The sequence below is a fragment of the Ignavibacteriales bacterium genome (assembly GCA_026390575.1).
Classification (GTDB): Bacteria; Bacteroidota; Ignavibacteria; order UBA10030; family UBA10030; genus Fen-1298.
The window spans coordinates 252,671-273,039 of record JAPLFR010000009.1 but is presented as its reverse complement, the minus strand read 5'-3'; the positions used below and the strand labels follow the sequence as shown (position 1 = coordinate 273,039).

At 42.7% G+C, this 20,369-nt stretch carries 9 protein-coding genes; 2 read left to right on the top strand and 7 right to left on the bottom strand.

Annotated features, from left to right (window positions below):
* Nucleotides 1-12: 12 nt before the first annotated feature.
* The 7 genes from tsaB to NTX44_09600 form a co-directional block, all read right to left on the bottom strand.
* Entirely contained in the window at nt 13-696 is a 684-nt protein-coding gene (gene tsaB, locus NTX44_09630; GenBank protein MCX6121866.1) for a tRNA (adenosine(37)-N6)-threonylcarbamoyltransferase complex dimerization subunit type 1 TsaB, read from the bottom strand.
* Entirely contained in the window at nt 693-1,142 is a 450-nt protein-coding gene (tsaE, locus tag NTX44_09625) for a tRNA (adenosine(37)-N6)-threonylcarbamoyltransferase complex ATPase subunit type 1 TsaE (protein MCX6121865.1), read from the bottom strand. Before tsaE ends, tsaB begins: the two co-directional genes overlap by 4 nt.
* Nucleotides 1,139-2,704, bottom strand: coding sequence for a bifunctional response regulator/alkaline phosphatase family protein (locus tag NTX44_09620; GenBank protein MCX6121864.1), 1,566 nt, complete (start codon nt 2,702-2,704; stop codon nt 1,139-1,141). The genes tsaE and NTX44_09620 overlap by 4 nt, the downstream gene beginning before the upstream one ends.
* Before the next feature lie 57 nt (nt 2,705-2,761).
* Entirely contained in the window at nt 2,762-9,796 is a 7,035-nt protein-coding gene (gene sprA, locus NTX44_09615) for a cell surface protein SprA (protein MCX6121863.1), read from the bottom strand.
* A gap of 226 nt (nt 9,797-10,022) precedes the next feature.
* Nucleotides 10,023-10,385 (bottom strand): Hpt domain-containing protein, encoded by a 363-nt coding sequence (locus NTX44_09610; protein MCX6121862.1) that lies wholly within the window; start codon nt 10,383-10,385, stop codon nt 10,023-10,025.
* A gap of 12 nt (nt 10,386-10,397) precedes the next feature.
* Nucleotides 10,398-13,649, bottom strand: a complete 3,252-nt coding sequence (locus NTX44_09605) for a PAS domain S-box protein (protein ID MCX6121861.1) — start codon at nt 13,647-13,649, stop codon at nt 10,398-10,400.
* 112 nt (nt 13,650-13,761) lie between these two features.
* Nucleotides 13,762-16,974, bottom strand: a complete 3,213-nt coding sequence (locus tag NTX44_09600; protein ID MCX6121860.1) for a PAS domain S-box protein — start codon at nt 16,972-16,974, stop codon at nt 13,762-13,764.
* A gap of 316 nt (nt 16,975-17,290) precedes the next feature.
* Between NTX44_09600 and NTX44_09595 the strand changes: the two genes are divergently transcribed.
* Nucleotides 17,291-18,661 carry an LptF/LptG family permease gene (locus NTX44_09595; GenBank protein ID MCX6121859.1) on the top strand — a complete coding sequence of 457 codons (1,371 nt, stop codon included), beginning with the start codon at nt 17,291-17,293 and terminating at the stop codon, nt 18,659-18,661.
* Nucleotides 18,658-19,761 carry an LptF/LptG family permease gene (locus NTX44_09590; protein ID MCX6121858.1) on the top strand — a complete coding sequence of 368 codons (1,104 nt, stop codon included), beginning with the start codon at nt 18,658-18,660 and terminating at the stop codon, nt 19,759-19,761. Before NTX44_09595 ends, NTX44_09590 begins: the two co-directional genes overlap by 4 nt.
* Nucleotides 19,762-20,369 lie beyond the last annotated feature (608 nt).

Here is a 20,369-nt window from a genome sequence, read left to right as displayed (position 1 = left end):
ACCTGCCGTGAATCATTTTGCCAATTTCATCTGTGTCCGAACAACGAAGTCTTTCAAATACATCGGTTCTCGTTGTGCCCAAACACTGCTTTCCTCAGGCGCCCATCTCTCTAATGCCCTATGTGCAATAACATCTCCGCGGCAATAAGGGAACACATCCTGAACAAGGATGGAATCACGAGATTCTGTTCTCACTTCGTCGGTACGATCTGTGACTATAAGGGTTCTCACAGAGGCTGCAGCAATGGCCGACGCTATACTTCCAATGTGCACAGGCAGTACCTCGCAGATAGTTCCATTGTCGTGTTTGTACACCCCAATATAATACTCTCTCTGCTTCGCATCAATGCATACAATAACCCGCGCACAATCCGGATGCGAACCTGCTACACTGTGTGCGATAGATGCGAACGTCGGCACTGCAATAAGCGGTTTTTCAAGCGCGAAGCACAATCCTTTTGCGGTGCTTAATCCGATGCGAAGTCCGGTAAAAGAACCGGGACCTATGGAAACCGCCACACCATCCAACCGAGAGAGCTTCATTTTTTGTTCATCGCACAATTCTTGAATCAGCGTTAACAGTTTTTCTGAATGAATATGTGATTCAACGAGCGATCGTTCCGACTGCAATCCACATTCGTCTGCCAATCCTACAGAACACACCGCCGTTGATGTCTCGATGCCGAGAATCGTCATGACGTATGAACTCCAGAAATTTCAATATAGCGTTCGTTCTCACCTGCGCCTAAAGAAAACCGAACGTCGTACCTTTGCTTCGGCAATAATTCCCCAAGCATCTCCGCCCACTCGATAAGGCAGACACCATCGCCCTGAAGAAATTCTTCGTAACCAAGATCGTATATTTCTGTGAGCGACTTTACACGATAGAGATCGAAATGATATAATAATATTTCGTTTTTGTGCTCATCTATGCCATTATACCTATTGAGGATGACGAACGAAGGGCTTGTTGCAGGCGTGCGCGTCTTGAATGCCTGACATATACCTTTCACAAACTGTGTCTTCCCACTGCCCAGATCACCAAAGAGTGTGACAACATTTCCCCGCTGTAATCTTCCAGCGAACGTACTCGCAAATGCAATCGTTTCTTCCGATGATGTCGTTGTACGCGTTTCGTTCATTTTGGTTGAAGTTTCACAATGGGAAGAATCATCTCCTGCATTGAAATACCGCCGTGCTGGAAGCTATCGTGGTACTGGTTGAGATATTTATGATATTCTGTCGGGTAGACAAAATAATAATCTTCTTTCGCCATGATATAATTTGTCGTAACACTACCTCGCGGCAGTTTATAATCAACCGGACTCTTGATAAAGACCGCTTGTTTTTCGTCCACTTTAAGATTTCTGCCAAATTTATAACGCAGATTTGTTGATGCTTCTCGATCTCCAACAACTTTCGATCCGCGCATGCATCGGACACTTCCGTGGTCTGTAGTTAAAATAATCTTGACATTTTTCTGCAGAGCAAGTGTTTTGAGCATTCCAAAAAGCGATGAATGCTGAAACCAGGATCGTGTCAGCGAACGATACGCTGCTTCATCAGGAGCAATTTCTTTTAGGAGAGGAGAGTCCGAACGCCCGTGCGCGAGCATATCGATAAAATTCACCACAACAGCCGTGAGGCGGCTTTGTGTGTAAGAAATGATGTTTCCCTCGAATTGTCTGCCGAAATCCGAATCCAATATTTTCACATACTTTGATTCCGGTTTTAAAACGATGCGCTTGCGTTCTAAGAGTTTGTCCATCAATTGGTGCTCGTACCGATTGCGGCTGTTTTCGTCGTCGTCATCTTCGGAAGACCAGATTTCAGGGAATCGTTTTTCTATGTCTATAGGAAAGTGCCCGCTGAAAATTGCGTTTCGTGAGTATGGCGTTGCAGTCGGCAAAATGCTGAAGTAATATTGCTTTTCGAATGTGTAATATTCTGATAACAGTTCTTCTAAAATCAGCCACTGGTCAAGCCGCAGGCAATCGATAACGAAGAAAAAGACTGAAGTGCGGTTATTCAGTTCAGGGAGTACACAGCGTTCCATAACGTCGGGCGAAAGCATAATCGAACGTTGTTCATCCGAAATCCACTTGCGATAGTTCCGTTCGACAAATTTTCCAAACTCGGCGTTGCATTCACGTTTTTGATCCTGAAGTGTCTGCCGCAATCCCAATTCCGGATGGGCATCCAATTCCATATCCCAGTTTGTGAGTTTGAGATACAGATCGATCCATTCTTCTTCCGCAAGAGAATTATTCAACGTGAGACTGATATTTTGAAACTCCTTAATATAGTCTCGGGAAACGTGTTCACCGGATATCTTTTTCGATTCAAATATTTTCTTACATGCCATAAGAATCTGGCTGGGATTTACCGGCTTCACCAAATAATCCGTGATTTTACTACCGATGGCCTCTTCCATCAAACTCTCCGCTTCGCTCTTAGTCACCATGACTACCGGAAGAGTTGGTGAGATGTCTTTCATCGCCGAAAGAGTTTGTAAGCCGCCTAAACCGGGCATCATCTCATCAAGAAAAACAAGGTCATAGCCCTTCTTCTTCACTGATTCGATGGCATCCTCGCCATTAGCCGCCGTATCGACTTGATATCCCTTCTGTTCCAATAACCGCAGATGAGGACGTAATAAGTCGATTTCGTCATCGACCCAAAGTATTTTTTTAGGAGTTTCCATGAAAAACCTTAAGTAAATTACTATTTCCACACGCGAGAATCAACGCGAGAAAATGGATTATTGAATAAGGACGTGAACATCTACCCCGCCTTCATTGGTTGTGGATCCGGGAATTTGCGATCCGCCATCATCCGGAGCAAGTCTTGTGTATCGATAATAGACAGAAGCTGTTACACGCTCACTCAATGTGTAGCGGATACGCGGTTCTAGTGTTGTGCGACCCGAACCTTCCATAGGAGTACCACCACTTTGGAAATTGCTGAAACTGTAGAGCAAGCGGGCGTTATGTGAATAGCCGTAGGTGAAAGAAATGTCGATATTATTCATAAGCGACAAACCGAAAAGAGGAATTTCAAATCCCTGCCTGCTGTAAGTTCCTGTAATCGACATATCTGTGGTCGATGATTGCGATACATCTTGAGTAGACGGGGCAAGATCAAATGATGTTGTCGTCCCGTACCTGAATGTGGCGCTCATACTTCCTTTGATAAATTCTTTAAATGTTATATTCACACCAATTAATGGAGAAAATCCATACGTAACCGTTTGGCTTGTTGTAACCTCAGTCATGCTGGTAATCCCCCTAACCGGATCATTAGCGGATGTCATTTGCCAGCGCCGTTTATAATCTGACGTATAAGCATGATCGAGCGAGATGCGTGACGCAAAACTACTTAAAATGCTAAACTTCTCCAATCCATCCCAATGGATAGACCAGTTGGCACGTGGTGCAAGCGAACCTACTATTTTTGACAACCATGGAAGCGCCTCTAATCCCTGCTCAAACGCTTGTGATAACTTTGCAGCGTCAGTCCGTGTATCATTCACATCTTGTTTCAACGCAATATATTTTTCATTTACATTGTCAAGATTCGTTTTCACAAATTTAAATGGCAGTGATATATACGAACGCCCCACATCTCCGGTGACCATCCTGCTTACCGTGCTATCAATAATATAACCGAGCGAATCTGTATTGGTGGTCCTGTTCTCGCTATACGTCCAGCCGACTTTCCAATCCAACTGAAGAGTTGCCCCCTCCCATAATGGTCTTGAGGTATGCATGGCAATCTGATTATTTTGCGAATATGCATCAGCAATATTTGCATTTGCAGCGCGAATACCCGGTATCGTGGAACCGGTGAAGAACGGAAATGTTGGTTTCGTCTTTATCACCAACTCGCCATTTGGATCAGATATTAACCCAAATTGGTACAAAAACTTTGGACCATTTTCGTCCAACGAAGATTGAAAAAACGGAGCTCGTGCAAATATGTTCGCAAATCCTGTACTGCCGCGTACGCCGTTGTTTTGTGACGAGTTTGACTGTGAGAAACTGAAATTGAACTTCTCAAAATCAAATAACGTATTCTTGAATAAGATGCGTGATATATTATCAAACGATATCTGACCAAACTGCTTCAGCAGATGATTGATTGAACTCTCCTTCTTTTTGGTAGTATCCGCAGATAGTGGTGCTGGAGTTGGTGTTGGTGTTGGTGCTTGAGTTGGTGCCGGTACTGGAATTGGTGCCAGCGTCGTCGACCAAATGGCTTCTGTGAGTGGTTTTAAATTGACATCAAGCGAGAATGAAGGCCCACCGCTCCAACCGGCGCTGCGGCCGCGATCAGCTGCCTGAATATTGTTTGTCCAATTATAGTTCACAGCATAACGCAGGTTTGGCGTGAAAATCTTATCGAGCATCAGTATTTGCGGCGCTGTGACTTTTGTATTCAATGTAATTCCCTGGCCATAGGATTGGTCAATGCCGAAGTCGATTAATCGATCGCTGAAAAATATATCGCTGAGGATTGCCATAAACGTACGCTGGTGTGAGTACTGATCTGTTTCCAAATGCAGAAGAGTACTTGAGACATTAACATTATATGCAACGCCAAGATCAAACAATCCGCCCTGAAAGAATTGCCAGCTGAAATCCATTGACCGCTGCGCACTTAAATTACGCTGAACATCATTTGGATTTGCCTGGGTACGCAACTTTGCCTGTGATTGACTCCGGCTCAGCGTTGCGCCAAAATTCATCGACTGGGGCGTGAAAAAGAATTTTAATCCTCCTAATGAAAGATAATTATTCGGATTGAACTGCGTTCCATATCTGAAATTTGCGCTCCAACTCCACGCATTTGCATATTCCGTTGATGGATTGCGTTGGTACGATGTTGTATAGCTATAACCAAACGACATTTTATTGATCGTTTCTGTTACAAGCCAGGTTTTCGCTGGAATGTTGAGCTTCAATGTCGGCAAGGAGTAAGAATCCGTAATACTTAGATCCTCCGATTGCGCCCGCACATCATCTGCATTTTTATATTGGCGATTTGGATTGGTGGATGTATCCGCTGCAACACGCTCCGCCGCCTTTTCCACTAAAATATCTTTGCCTGGAATATAGAGCGGTTTGTTAGTTGATTCCGAATGAGAATAACTGAAGTTTAAAATAGAACCGTTCCATGTCTCCGGTAGAAGCCGCTCAAAAGCGAAGGAAGTGGAAATGCTCCAAGCCCGGCTTGTGTTGCGTGTGCCGAATCGATCTTCCAATCCGTGGAAATACGGATCGCGTTGACTTAACGAGAAGGCGATACTCCCGATGTCTGCAAGTTTGACGCTGGCGTCTACTTTATACGCCCAACCGCGCGTATCATCCACATCGGTGAGGCGGAGCTCATCGACCCATAATTCACCGTTAAGAACTGGAGCACCCTTTCCAGAATTTTGAATTCCAATGGAAATATATTGGATTCTATCTAACCGCGGATTTCCTCGAACCTTATACTTCGCACCTGGTGGTCCACCTGATATTTCTTTACTGACTTCATTATGTGCGCTATCTAATAAAGCTTTAAGGCCAGTGAGGTCAGAAAATGAGATGAGAACATCATTTCCCCCCCAATCTGGACGGACAGGGGCACGATATTCATAGTAATTTAATGTATCATCGCCAAAATGCAGAAACATTTCTGCATCATAGCTGTTTGTATCTTTATACGCAAATTCGTCATACTGTTTAGCCATATCGTGGCCCTTTTGGCCGTGAACAAACATCTTTAACGTCCGATAGTTAAACATGTCAATTGGACGTTCTATACTATACTTCACCGCTTCTTGAGAATGGCCGGATTGCAGATTCTTCACTATCAAATTCAGCGATTGTTCATTACTAAGAATTTCTTTATCCGGTTGTGTAAGATCTCTCGTGCGAAGGCCATCCACCGGCGGCTGATAGAGAGGATTATCTTCGTAGTTCACGACACTCAATTCAAATGAAGGATCCGTCTTTACACGCTTTTCCCATTGATTGCCGACAAGATTAAATTCAGCAACGCGAAACAGCACAGGTTTTCCAGCACCCGTAACCCATAGACGCACCCCTTCCACATTTGTAAAGGTTGGAGCTCCTATTTTTCTATTATATTCAGCGAGCGGAATACGAATTTGTTTCCAATTGTCAAGGCCTCTTCCTATGATTAATTGTTGAAATCGAGTGCTGGTTGTATCGAGAGGAATTTCATATTCAAAATAATCATTATATCGATCTACTTTTCCATTTCTATTCAAGTCTTCTGTATCCGGGAAATGCCCATCTTCACTGGCAAAGTTACCCTCCGTGCCATTCACTCCTTGATATTGCTCAGCGAGTACCATATTCAGTTTCATTCCACCACCGATTGGCAGGCGGGACCAATCATCACCTGATGGATCTGAATGATATTCAGGATACTTGTTCCAAAAATTTTCATAATGTACTTTACAGTATTCTTGTTCCGTCGCATTACTCATTGCATCAAGCCCCCAATCATAATCTTTATTCATGATTCCTCTTGGGGTATGGAGTGGATTATCCAAACCATCTTCCGTATCGAGTTTTTTATTCGGAATTACATCTTCACATATATAGCCAAGATCGACACTAAGTTTCGCAGAGGTATTATCAGTTATCGGTGAAACAATATTGATCCAGAGTTCTATGAATGCGACGTTTTGTTCTATGAGGTTAGTAGAGCTTGTACCAAGAACATGCTGAATACCCGCCCATGATTGTAGATGAGAATTAACTTCTGATTTATATCCGATTGTATTTTCAAGATCTGAAGAATAGTTAAACTCGCCACGTAATTCCGGATGAAAAAGGAAATCTAAGGACGTCACTGGTTCATTCCTAATCGCTAGCGATTTACGATCCCCCCAGATCGTGCCATTCGTAACATCGCTGGGGATGACATTGAACCAGCAAGCCTTTCCCTTATAATACATCTTTTCTGTATCTGCTTTAATGCCAATTGAATATGGATCATTTGGTGTCGGAATATAATCGGGACCATTGATCGTGTCGGATCCAGGCACATAGGAATCCAAATTTTTCATGAACCACGGTGCGCTCGCATCTCTCCATCCCGCATACGAAACGCCAAGAGGAATGCTTTGGCGGGCACCTTCAAAGTCATCGATATAAGCTACGCCTTTACCGCCATCACTAGAAATAGGACTGGTGCGCGTGTTTGGATTTGGCACCATATATGCCACTTCGCCGCGGACAGAAATTTGTGATAATGCCGTTGTTTTTATGCCGGGTATATAATTCAACGCATCAGTCAGCCAGTTTGCATTCAGCGTGGTACCGCCATCAATTCCCATAATAAAGTTGCTGATAGGTTCTTCACCAAGCCGCACTTTGTCACTTAACGATTGCTGGCTGTAATTCATAAGTGTAAAACCAAGTGCAGAGTTTTTATCTAAATTAAATTCACCACGCGCACCAAGCAGCGATTTTGAAGCAAGCTGGAACATGTCGTTCGCTTCATACTTGATTTGGACGTTGCGTCCCGGACTAAGATATGCTTGATTCTTGATAACGACCTGGCTGGAGATATAATCAACCGTGTAATCAACGCCCGGCGTTGTTACCTGACCATCGACAATGACTTGCACGCTTCCTTCAACAATATTAAAACCAAGCGAGTAACTTGCCCTCTGTGCTGTTTTCACCGTACTGCGCATATAATATAAGTTGTGCGGGTCATTCGTCGCGTCAATGATGTCCTTGGTATAAATTGCGCCATAAGCGAATGAATCTGCATACTGTCGTGCAGTGGCATCATCAATGCCACCGTGCAGTATAAAATATTTATACATACTCGATGCACTAAATGGTTCCACCGTCGGGAAAATAATTTCCCCGCGCAATTCGTTAATAGTAATTCCGGAAAAATAATCAAACAGCTTATCAGGCTTTTTTGAACCATCGGTGCTATAGCGATCTAATCCAAGCATTTCCATCACCCCGACATTCTGCTGCGTGACATCCGTTATCGGTGTTTGACCTGATAATTGATAGTCTATATGGAATTCAAAACTCGATTTATCTATACCGGTTCCGCCAAGAGAATACCGGTTCTTCAGCATCATACGCCATGCGGTCTTCATGGTTGGACCAAGCTGGGATGGACGGACAAGTTTCATGACAAGATTCAACGCTTGTCCGTTGAGAGAGTCTTTTGGGGTCTGGCTCGACTGACCTATAACTCTGATAGAATTATTATTATCCATCGAATAACAGACCGCAACTGCCTGGTCATCTTGCGGCTGGGTCCGAAGTGAAATAATGCCTGCATAGGCATTCACATCATAATCATTATTGGGATCAAGTTTAATGAATTTTGCTTCTTCAATTTCTCCCTGATTCGGAGTCATTGCACCTGGGACTCTGGAAGCTTTATCGTTATTTTTAACTATATTTTCAACTTCGTTTTGATCCATCAACGCAAGAACATTTCTATATTTTGCTGGATCCATCTCCGTTTTTGTAGAAATCCATACTTCAATTTCATGAATATGCATCCTCGACATATCCGCGTTAATGAACGGGTCAGGTTGATACACGTTTTCATAAAAATTGATGTACGATGTATCGATAAAAAAGTGGCACCTGGAATAATTGGGCGGACGTATTTCTGCCGGCGTAGATTGTCCGCCGCCGGAAATGGACAGCTCTTTGATCTGTCCTTTCTTCTGGGTAGTGACCGTCGTCAGGCGCAATGGTCCGATCTGAAATTTTGCCATGATACCAAACAATGCCGAACCGCCAGAAATAAATGACGAATTGGTAGGTAGTGATACGTTGCCTGCTTCCACACTTTGTACAAGTTCATCTTCGTACCCTTGGTACTTGACATGGAGCTGGTTTTCATACTCGAATGTACGTTGAGTATTCCAATCGGCATCAATCTTCAACTTATCTCCAATTTCGCCTTTGACATTCACTTGAATTTCTTGTTTGAAATCAGGAGTGCTTTGGCTCTGCCCCAATGCACTGGATGTATAAAGATCTGATTTTGTGTTGCGAAATCCGGCATGGATATCAATTGCACCATTGATGATCATTGATATTCTACTTGGCCCGAAAATGCTGAAAATCGGGTTCTTCGGTACCGGAATTTCAATTTTTGTGATCTTGCCAAGTACATCTCCCAACGTGGTTTTCGTTTCACCCTGAAGCTGGTAGAATTGTGCCATCGATTCCCAGTTTTGCCGCACGGTTTGCTTCAACCGAAGCGAGGAATATTCATCCAATGGTACTTCGGTTGATATGCGTGTATCTAGATCACCAACAGTTTTACGCAGGCGGTATACCCATTTCGTAGAATCCAAAACTGCTTGACGTTTGACAATGAGCGGGTCTGAGAGGAACAGTGGATGATTTTTATGATACGTGCCGTCTACCACCGGTTTGTCTCTGCGCACATATTGGAATTGTGCAAGCCGTGCAGAAGAATCCCGGGGAAGTGCACGTATTGCTTCCAACGTCATTCGCGAAGTATCGCGAGTGACAATACTTGCAGTGCTGGTGGAACTGCGTCGCAGTGCCGCTTTGGCGCGCCGAGAGAGTTTGCCCGTTGACTGTTGCTGTTGTGTCAGCGTCGAATCCGACCCGGCAACGAATAGATAGGGTACGTCATTCGTTGCGAATAAGTGATCTGATGCTTCGATCGGCATCTGGTAGAAAAAAGCCAGAGCGAACAACGCACTACTCCACCAGACACTTCCTATCCGAATAATAAATTTATGCGGAATCACGAGCGCTCGTTAATCGTTCAATTAATTGATAATACTATTTAACAGCCAGTTTAGAATGGTCGCAACCGTTCGATATGGCTCCGGAAGGATTTTGGATGGGGATTTATACAATAAACAACGTTCATCTTGCTAATTGCCTTTTCTCATAAACATACTTTTGACTTAAAAAACTTAGTGAAAAGAAGTCGAAATTGCAAGCATCGTCAAAAAACAAAATTGCAGCACATCATTTTTGTTTATAAGCAAGCAGCATTGTTTTGACATTCTCATATTCTTCTTCTATTTCCGCAGTGCTTGTGTTTTCTGGGATCGACTTGCCCGCGCGTCCTAATTCTTCTAATTTCAGACAACGTGCGCCAAGTTGTTTGGCACCAAGATTCAAACTGCTTCCTTTGAGCGTGTGCGCGGCAATCATCAATGCAGGAAAGATCTGTGCCGTCAACGCTGCATTTATTGCTTGAATTTGTTTCGGTGTCTCATTGAGATAAATATCGATCAATTCGATAACAAATTCGCGATCTGTTTCCTGTTCTAATTCCTGCAGCCGTGTAAGAAGGGGATTCAAAAATGTTGTGTCTGTCGTTGGCATAGTATTCTTTCGTTAGAATGTACCGTGAATTGTTTCGTACCATTTCTTAATAATGCGTCTGACTTCATCGATCATTATTGGTTTGCTCATATAGTCGTTCATTCCGACTTCCAGGCATTTTTCGCGATCGCCCTGCAAAGCATTCGCCGTCATTGCAATGATAATCGGCTGATGATCCTTGGATACCTCGGTGCGAATACGCTGCGCAGCATCATAACCATCCATCTCAGGCATTTGGATATCCATTAATACAATATCGTATTTTTTCTTATGTACTGCATTCAATGCTTCCAATCCATTATTTGCGATATCTACTTCCTCACCAAGAATCTTCAAAACACGTACAATGAGTTTTTGGTTAATCGCATTGTCTTCCGCGATCAAGATATTCATTGGCGGCAGAGTAAGGCGCTTCTCTGGCGATATACTAACAGAAGATGATGACAATGGCACACCCTTTAATTGTTTCAAGGAGACAGCAAGTGAATCGTACAATACGCGATGCCGAACGGGTTTTAGAACGACCTGAAGAATTTCATTATTCGTCCTGACGATTTGGTCGCGTTTCGATCGAATAGCTACAATAATGAACGCAACATCTGGCTTCCCGTTTGCTTTTCGTATTTTTTCTTTTACAAGCTTCCCGCTATAATCGGTCGGTGCTTGCTCTGCTACCACGACATCAAACGGCTCATTATCTTTCATGAAAGCAAGAGATTCTTCTGCCGTTGCGGCAGAACGTACAATGAGTCCCCAATCCACCAATAAGTTCTCTATTATTTGACGGCATGTCTTATTATCATCAATCACTAACGCTTTCATTGTTTTATTGATCAAAGGTGGACACAAATTCTGTCCCTGAAAATCAATAAGAAGCTCAGAGACAGTAATCGTAAATTTGAATGTGCTCCCTTCTGCGGAATTACTTTCAACCCAGATATGTCCATCGAGCAAGGCGACAGCTCGTGCACAAATAGCAAGTCCAAGACCCGATCCGCCATATCTTCTCGTGGAAGACGTATCGACTTGCGAAAACGGTTTGAATAGTTTATGAATTCGATCGGAAGGGATACCAATGCCCGTATCTCGTACAGAAAATAGAAGTTCAAATTTGCCGTTTTTCTCAGATGCTTTCGATACGATGATATGTATTTCGCCGTGGTCAGTAAATTTGATAGCATTACTGACAAGATTCACGAGTACCTGTCGTAAACGTGTGGCATCTACCATCACCACCTGCGGCACTTTATCATCAATCCAATAGACAAGGTCAATGTTTTTTTGATCTGCTTGAACGGCAAAGAGGTCGAAGGTTTCCTCGATACAAGTTTCGATGCGGAACGGATGTTCTTCCAATTCGATTTCATTCGATTCGATTTTCGATAAATCAAGAATATCGTTTATGACATTTAACAATGCATCTCCGCTCAATCGTATGGTTTCTACATACTCTTGTTGTTCAGCTGTTAATTGAGTTTCAGCCAGGAGACTGATCGTTCCGATGACGCCATTCATCGGTGTTCGTATTTCGTGACTCATATTGGCAAGAAATTCGCTTTTTGCTTTATTCGCGATTTCCGCCGCTTCCTTCGCTTGTCGAAGTTCTTCTTGTGCCCGTTTGGATTCAGTAATATCTTGCGCAACAACCAGCACAGCTCGGTGATTGTCATAATCCAAATTATGCCAAGAAAGGTGTACGTCAATGACAGCGCCATCCTTGAGGCAATGTTTGCCCTGTATCGTACTGGAATCTCTCGTTTTAATTATTTCAAGCTCCTCTTTTACGCTCTCGGTATCTTCGGGAGGACGAAGATCCATAATGTTCATTGCGAGAAATTCTTCTTTTGAATATCCATAGTGATTGACAGCCGCGTTGTTCACCTCGAGAAATTGGCAGGATTCAAGGTCGAACACCCACGTAGGGATAGGATTGTTTTCAAAGAATATGCGGAATCGTTTGGAACTTATTTGTATTGCCTGCTCCGCTTTCCTGTACTCCGTAATATCACGGTAGGCACTCAACACCATCTTTCGGCCATTATAGTTCACCAATGAAGAAGACATCAAAAGAATTTTCTTTTCGTCGAATTTTGTACGAATTGTTATTTCAGATTCCTTTACTCTGCCTGTGCTCCATAATTCCTTCTGTGTTGAAAGAATCCTTTGATATTCATTTTCAGTTGAAGTAAGTAATCTGTTGAAATCAGGATGGTCGTTTGCTTCGTTCAAGGAATAGCCGGTGAGTTCTTCCATACGAGGATTAAATACTTCGAAGAATCCACTTTCATCGCTCAAAGTGATTCCCTCATTCACCGTATTGACAATACTCAATAATCTGCGTTCACTTTCTGCGACACGATCATCGATACGTTTTTTTTCGGTGATATCACGAGCAACGACAGAAAATCCTATGATCTTTTCTTTTTGAAACAACAGTTGCACATTCTGCCCAAGCCACACAATAGTGCCATCTTTTGCCAGAGCCGGCACTTCACGAGAGGTGACCGGTATTCTCTTGAGAAACTGTACCCCATAAAATTTTTCAACAGACTTACGGTACGACGGTTGAATTAATTCCCGGTAATGATGTCCAACGAGTTCATTTTGCTGATATTTTAACAATTGGGTTGCAGCTGGATTAAAGAAAGTAATGAAGCCGTTCTCATCCGTTCGATAAATGAGTTCGTTTGCCGAGTCGAAAATGCGTTTATATTCTTGCTGGCTGTTCCTCAACTCCTGCTCTACGCGTTCTTTTTCAGTCAATGTTGTTTTCAACCGTCGAACAATACGGCGCATCTCAAGCTGTGAGACCACAAGCTGACTCAATTCTTGAAGAGCAGATCGTTGTTTTTCTGTCAAGGTGCGGGGTTTTGTATCCAAGATACAAAGTGTGCCAAGTACATGTCCTTGTGGACTTATGAGCGGTGCTCCGGCATAGAAACGAAACTTTGGACCGTGCTTTACAACCGGCAAAGACGAGAACCGAGCATCTTTTTCTGTATCTTCAACGACAAGTAATTCTTTTTGTTTAATTGCTTCGGTACAGAACGATTGACTGCGCGGCATTTCTTGTCCATCAAATCCCACCTTCGATTTGAGCCACACTCTCTCCGTATCCACGAGATTGATAAGTGCAATTGGTACAGCGCAAATCTGCGATGCTATGGAGGTCAGCACATCGAATTCAGTCTCAGGTTGAGTATCAAGAATATCGTACTCGTGAAGTTCTTGAAGCCGTTCTTTTTCGTTTATTTCTTTTGTCATACAATAATTTCTTTTTCTATCATCCTGCAATGTCTCGACAATGATTACTATAATAACGTGTTAAGCGTTGATATTCTTCATGTGTGTGATATTGATTCAATACTCATTCTTTTTATTTCTTCAACCTTTTAGGAATTACTGCTCCTTTGATCCGCACCAACATACCACTGCTATCTTGAGTTTTTATATAATTTGCAACAACGGGAATAGTTTTCCCTGATGCGCTTGTCAGTTTCACTTCAAAATCCATTACTTCTGATGTTTTCTGTAATCGTTTCATCAGATTGTCCTTTACCCGCTTGGAAGTGCCCATAATATCGATGTGCGCAGTGATCAGTTCATCATGGGTACTAAAATTCAATAGATGCATGAATGCAAGATTGCAATCAATTACAATTCCATCTGCATTTGCGATAAAATGACCGATGGTATTCGCTTCTAGAAATCCCAGATAGCGTTGTTCAATTTTCTTCAGTGCAGTTAAATTACTTTTTCGATCTATTGCTTTTGCAATCTGAATAGATACGAATTCCACCATATGTTGTTGTTCTGGACCGAGTCGGTTCACATCGGAGTAATCCTGTACAGCAAGGACGCCCACCACTTGTTCATCGATAATGAGCGGCACACCAAGCCATATTTTCGATTGCACGCCCACAAGCTCAATCTCACCCCGCTTCGTCAATTCCTCATCTACTGCCGGTGTATAGAGCAGCGATTTACCAGTCTTTAAAACATACTCCGTTAATCCTTTTCCTAACTTCTGTGGAGGATGCGGTCTATCAACTTCATCCACAAAGTATGGAAAGCTTAAGAGATCTTTTTCCTTATCATACAAAGCGATGTAGAAATTTTTAGCCGGCATCACTTCTTGGATTAACCGGTGAACTTCCGAATAGAGATCATCCAAAGTTTGACTTGTATCTTGTACCTGCGCAATTCGAAAAATAACATCCTTCATCAATCCAGCTTGCTTCTCTACCGTAATATCCCGCTGTGTGCCCCACACACGCACAAGTTTTTCTCCTTCGACAACACCAATCATATTATTCAAGAAATACTTCGATTTTTCATTCTTATCAATTTCGTGGGACTCAGCATTGACGAGCCGATAATTCGAGCGAATGAATGAGCGTAGATATTCAACATTTGTCGGATCTGCCGGATCAAGCAAATCTTTCACTTTCGCTCCTAGGAGTTGCTCGGCAGATTCGAGACCGTACATTCTCGCCATTGTATCGTTGCATTCTTTCAAGCACCCAACTTCCATTAAGTACTTAATTTGTCTCTCTTCGGATAAACTGATCGGCATTGGTTCAGAAGATTCAAAACACCAAATTGCCTCGGCGCTTTGTTCGATGAATGCACGGAAGCGTTCTTCGCTGATTCGCAATGCTTCCTGCACATTCTTCAATTCTGTGATATCTGTAATCGTTCCTTCATAATAGAGAATATCACCAAGCCGGCTTCGAACCACTCTGGCATTTTCTAACACATCGATAATCTGACCATCTTTTCGTCGAAGTTTAAACTCCGTGTTCTTAGCTCGCTCTCCTTTATTAAGAAGTCTTAAGTACTGTCTCCGTTCTTCCGAATTTATGTAAAGTTCCTTTTCAGCATTGAGAAGCAGCAAATCGGTTTCAGATTCATACCCAAGCATACGAGCCAATGCTGGATTTGCCGTTAAAATTTCTCCATCCGGAGTTGCTTGATAAACGCCATCGAGCACGTTTTCAACGAGCGATCGGTACTTCGCTTCTGAACCACGCATAGCTTGTTCTGCTTTTATTCGCTCCGTGACATCGCGCAGAACAACTTGAATAGCGGGCTTCCCTTGCCACAAAAACGGCATTGCCGCGACCTCTGCTTCAAATATTGTGCCATCCAGCCGGATAAATTTCTCTTCAATAGTTGGTACGCGTTTTCCCTGCTGTGACATTTGCAGGATGCGATCTTTAACAATAATACGATAATCTGGATGAACCAATTCTATGACTGACCGTCCGATTAAATCGTTAGCTGACCTCGCGGCAAATATTTTCACCGCGGCTGTATTGACAAACACTAACGTGCCGCCTATATGAACAGCAATCGGATCAGGTGAGAGCTCGACAAGCGCACGGTATCGTTCCTCGCTTTCACGTAACGCCTGATCAGCGTATTTTTTTTCTGTAATATCGCGAGACACTCCCATCACACCAATCATTTCACCTTTTACGTTTCGCAGAACAGATGATGATAGTAAACTCTGAAATAATTCGCCATTTTTTCGTTTGTTCACCACTTCCTGCACATAGCGGCTTTGTTCCACTGTCGTTTTATGTACCTTATTGCTTTCCTCCGGATCAGCATAGAGGATACTCACATGTTTTCCCAAGAGTTCGTTACGAGTATAACCGAACGTGTCTTCAGCCTCTTTGTTGAACTCGATGATGTTGAGATTTTTATCAACGGCAATAATCATATCAAGCGAACTATTGATGATGTTCTGTGCATATTCCTGCGAGGTTTTCAGTGCTTCTTGAACCCGCTTACGATCCGACACATCCTGAAAAACCAACACCACTCCAACGGTATTTCCGAGTTCATCTTTAATTGGCGATGCACTTTCGTCAATGGGAATTTCTTTTCCTTCGCGCGAAACAAGCGTGGCATGATTTTTCAATACTGCTGTAATTTTGTTCTTTAAAATTTGCTCGATCTGATTTGTAAAGTGAGGTTTTATTGTTTTTTCCACGGTTCGGAATACTTTCAGCAAATCCTCCCCAAGCACTTCGCTCATTTTCCAACCCGTAAGATTTTCCGCGGCGGTATTCATAAACTTGATAGTACCCAACGTATCGGTAGAAATAACAGCTTCGCCGATGCTTCGAAGTGTTGTACCATACCAAGTTTCATTCTCTTTGAACCTTCGCTCCAGTTCTCTTCTATAGAGGGCCATCTCGATAGTCGTATGAAGTTCACGTTCTTCAAATGGTTTGAGAATGTATCCGAACGGTTCCGTTTTACTAGCACGTTTGAGTGTATCGTTATCCGCATATGCACTCAGGAACACAACAGCAATGCCATACTGAAACCGAAGTGCTGAAGCTGTTTCAATACCATCCATCTCTCCCTTCAAGCGGACATCCATTAATACTAAATCGGGCAATGTTGCAATCGCTTTCTTAATTGCTTCTTCGCCCGTCGAAACGATGCCCACAATGTCGTATCCGAGATTCATCAGTCGTTTCTGAAGATCTTTCGCCACAATGTTTTCATCTTCGACAATTAATATTTTTGGATTTAACATTGTTTCTACTGTCCCTCTTCTAGTGCTCCCCATCGATCTCAGTATCTTTCAGAATTAATCATACACACGAAGTACGATAGTCTGCATATCCGTTGCCGAGACAAAATTGTTCTGAAGCAAACTCATCACTCGCCATTGAACGACGCATTACTTTGCTGCAATTGCGCAACTCGCGAGTGCGCAATTCCATACGCGTCAACATGGCTTTCGATCATTTTAATTCCTTTGCGAGCAAGGAATACTCCTAAGACACAGTCTATCCTTTCTATGTGAAATATACTTACGATCGCAGGCAAAGGCAATATCAGAAACTTGTAAAGAGCGGACATTCTCGTTATATTTCTATGACATGTATATTCTTTGGCGACATATCCTCCGTATGCACATCGGACCATTTATCTTCTCCGTTGTTTTGATGATGTGCATATTTCTCCTTCAATTCCTTATGAAGTATCTCGACCAGTTGACGGGGAAAGGATTAAGTGCTGCAGTTATTGCCGAATTGATTACTCTCAATCTTGCCTGGATGCTTGTGCTGGCTGTACCGATGGGCGTCCTTGTAGCGACGCTGATGGCATTCGGCGGATTGGCTTCTACAAACGAAATTACTTCAATGAGGGCAAGCGGTGTAAGTCTCTACCGAATGATTGCACCGGTGATCGCTGCATCCATAATGATCTGTCTTCTTTTGATCAGCTTCAATAACGATGTATTGCCGGATGCTAATCACCGTACGAAAGTGTTAATGAACGATATTTCCCATAAAAAGCCAACCTTAACCTTGGTGCCTGGAATGTTCATTCAATTGCTGCAGGGACACAGTATTTTAGTGAGAAAAACATTCGAACATTCCAATGATCTCGAAGGTGTAACCATCCTCGACTATTCCAAACCGATGATGACTTCCACAATCACAGCGCACCGGGGAACGATTTCATTCTCTACAGATTATCGAAAGCTTGTCATGGATTTATCGGATGGCGAAATACATCAGGTCAATAATCAATTTAAAAGCCAGTACCGCGTTATCCGATTTCAAAGACATCGGATTGTCATGGATGCCGAGGGATTCAACTTCCAGCGCTCTCTCGAAACCGATATTTCTCGTGGTGATCGTGAAATGAGTGTACAAAGGATGTCGCATAATGTGGACAGCATCCGAACATTGCAAGCAAGTACCGAACATCATCTAAAAGAACTTACGGGGAAACAGCAGGATGAAATTTTCAATGTTAAGAAATCCATTGAACCCTCCGAGATTTACACAACGCCCCTCAAAGGAATAAAAGCAGATCCTTCTCAACAAGCGGCAATTCGTTCTGATCTTTTTATGATCAATAATTATGAACGGGCTGTGCGCTCATATTTAGTGGAGATTCATAAAAAATTTTCTATTCCATTTGCATGTATTGTTTTCGTATTTATTGGCGCACCGCTTGGCATTATGTCAAGGCGTGGAACATTCGGCATGGGCGCGAGTCTTAGCTTGGGATTTTTTGTATTTTATTGGGCGTGCCTGAAAGGTGGTGAGAATCTCGCAGATCGTGGTTTTTTTGATCCCTGGATCGGAATGTGGATCGCGAATATTATTTTAGGATCCATTGGATTGTATTTGACTGTGCGAACTGCTCGAGAGAACCCCACTATTGATTGGTCGGTCCTTGCCCGGTTGATTCCAAAATCATGGCGTTCGGATTCTCATTCGCCGGAGGAATCGTGAAAATACTCGACCGCTACATCATTCGACAGTTTCTTATCGTATTTATTTTCGGATTACTCGCTTTCATTGCCATTTTTATTATTATTGATATGATGGAGAAGTTGGATGATTTCATAGACGCGCAAGCACCGACAAGCACCATTGTGCAATACTACATTGCTTCAATCCCTGATATCGTCAAGTTGATGATCCCTGTTGCCGTACTGCTTTCGGCATTGTTTGTAACCGGCCGGCTTTCCAGTCAGAACGAACTCGCTGCCATCAAATCCAGCGGAACCAGTTTGTATCGAATCATGGCACCTTTTCTCATCGTAACATTCATCATCTGTTTTGCGTCCATCTATCTCAATGGTTGGATAGTTCCATATGCCAATCAAAAAAAATTCTATATAGAACGCACTCACTTGAACCGTTCCAGCCAACCAATTGTTCGATATAATATTCTTTTTCAAGAAGGCAAAACACGCATCGTTTCCATCAGTTACTATGATACACAAGCCAAGTGCGCTCGGCAAATCAGCATTCAGGATTTTGATAGTAATGATATAACCGTTTTACGGCATCGATACGATGCACTCCAAATGCAATGGGTACAACAGAATGGAGATGATGTACAAAAAGGGAACTGGGTGCTGCTTCACGGAACCACTCGCGCTTTCCTCGATTCTACGCAAACTCTTGTGGCATTCGATAGCTTAAAGGTGGGGAAGCTTTCATTAACCCCATCTGACATGGAAAAAAAGCAACGGACACCTGATGAGATGGATTATTATGAATTGCGTGAATTTATTGCTAATCAGCAACGTGCAGGACAAGATATAGCCCGCTGGTTAGTGGAGTATCATTTCAAGCTCGCATTCCCATTTGCAAGTATTATTATGGTGCTCTTCGGTGTGCCATTTGCAGCGAGCAGACCGCGCACCGGCGCGGCGCTTGGATTCGGCATTGCTACCGCCGTTACTTTCATTTATCTCGGTTTTATGAAAGCGAGTCAAGTATTTGGCTACAACGGCGATCTTAACCCGCTTTTTACTGCATGGCTTGCCAACATTATTTTTCTTATCGCTGGCATTGTTAATCTCTTGAGAGTTCAAAAATAGCATTCATCTCAGAGACCATTATGATGCAGGTCTATAGTGAACTACTTTTTTCCTGTTGGTATACCTTGTTTGATTTTCCATCGCTTCGATTTCCTCATCCCAGTGATGGATGGACTGTAAGAATCGAACCAACAGGAAAACACCGATGCAATAACTTATTAGTATGATCCCTATCGACATATTGTACCTTTCTTCAGCCTTATGAGCAGCTTTTATTACTACAATATGGAACAAGAGTTATACCACTGAAAATTCTGTGAAGGGATTAATCGAAATTGTCGTTTTTGCAAAATTATGGGGTGGCTTTTAACAAAATTGGACTTCCTTTGTAAAACGATATAACATACACTAGAAAATATTGCCGATTCTACAATTGAAAATTTTATAATTCCTCTGTCATTTTCAAATAAATTATTATTTTTGTCCAGACTCGTCGGGAAAGACAGGAATTTAGAAGTAACCGAAGACGAGAACTTAAAATCCGAAAAAGCATTAGGATACGAGAAGGGATTTGATAAAATGTTGAGAATACTGAATATGTTACTAAGTAGTTAAGAAATATATATTATGTCTGTTATCAGCTGCGTGCGGTTTTCAGCAGTTTGCAA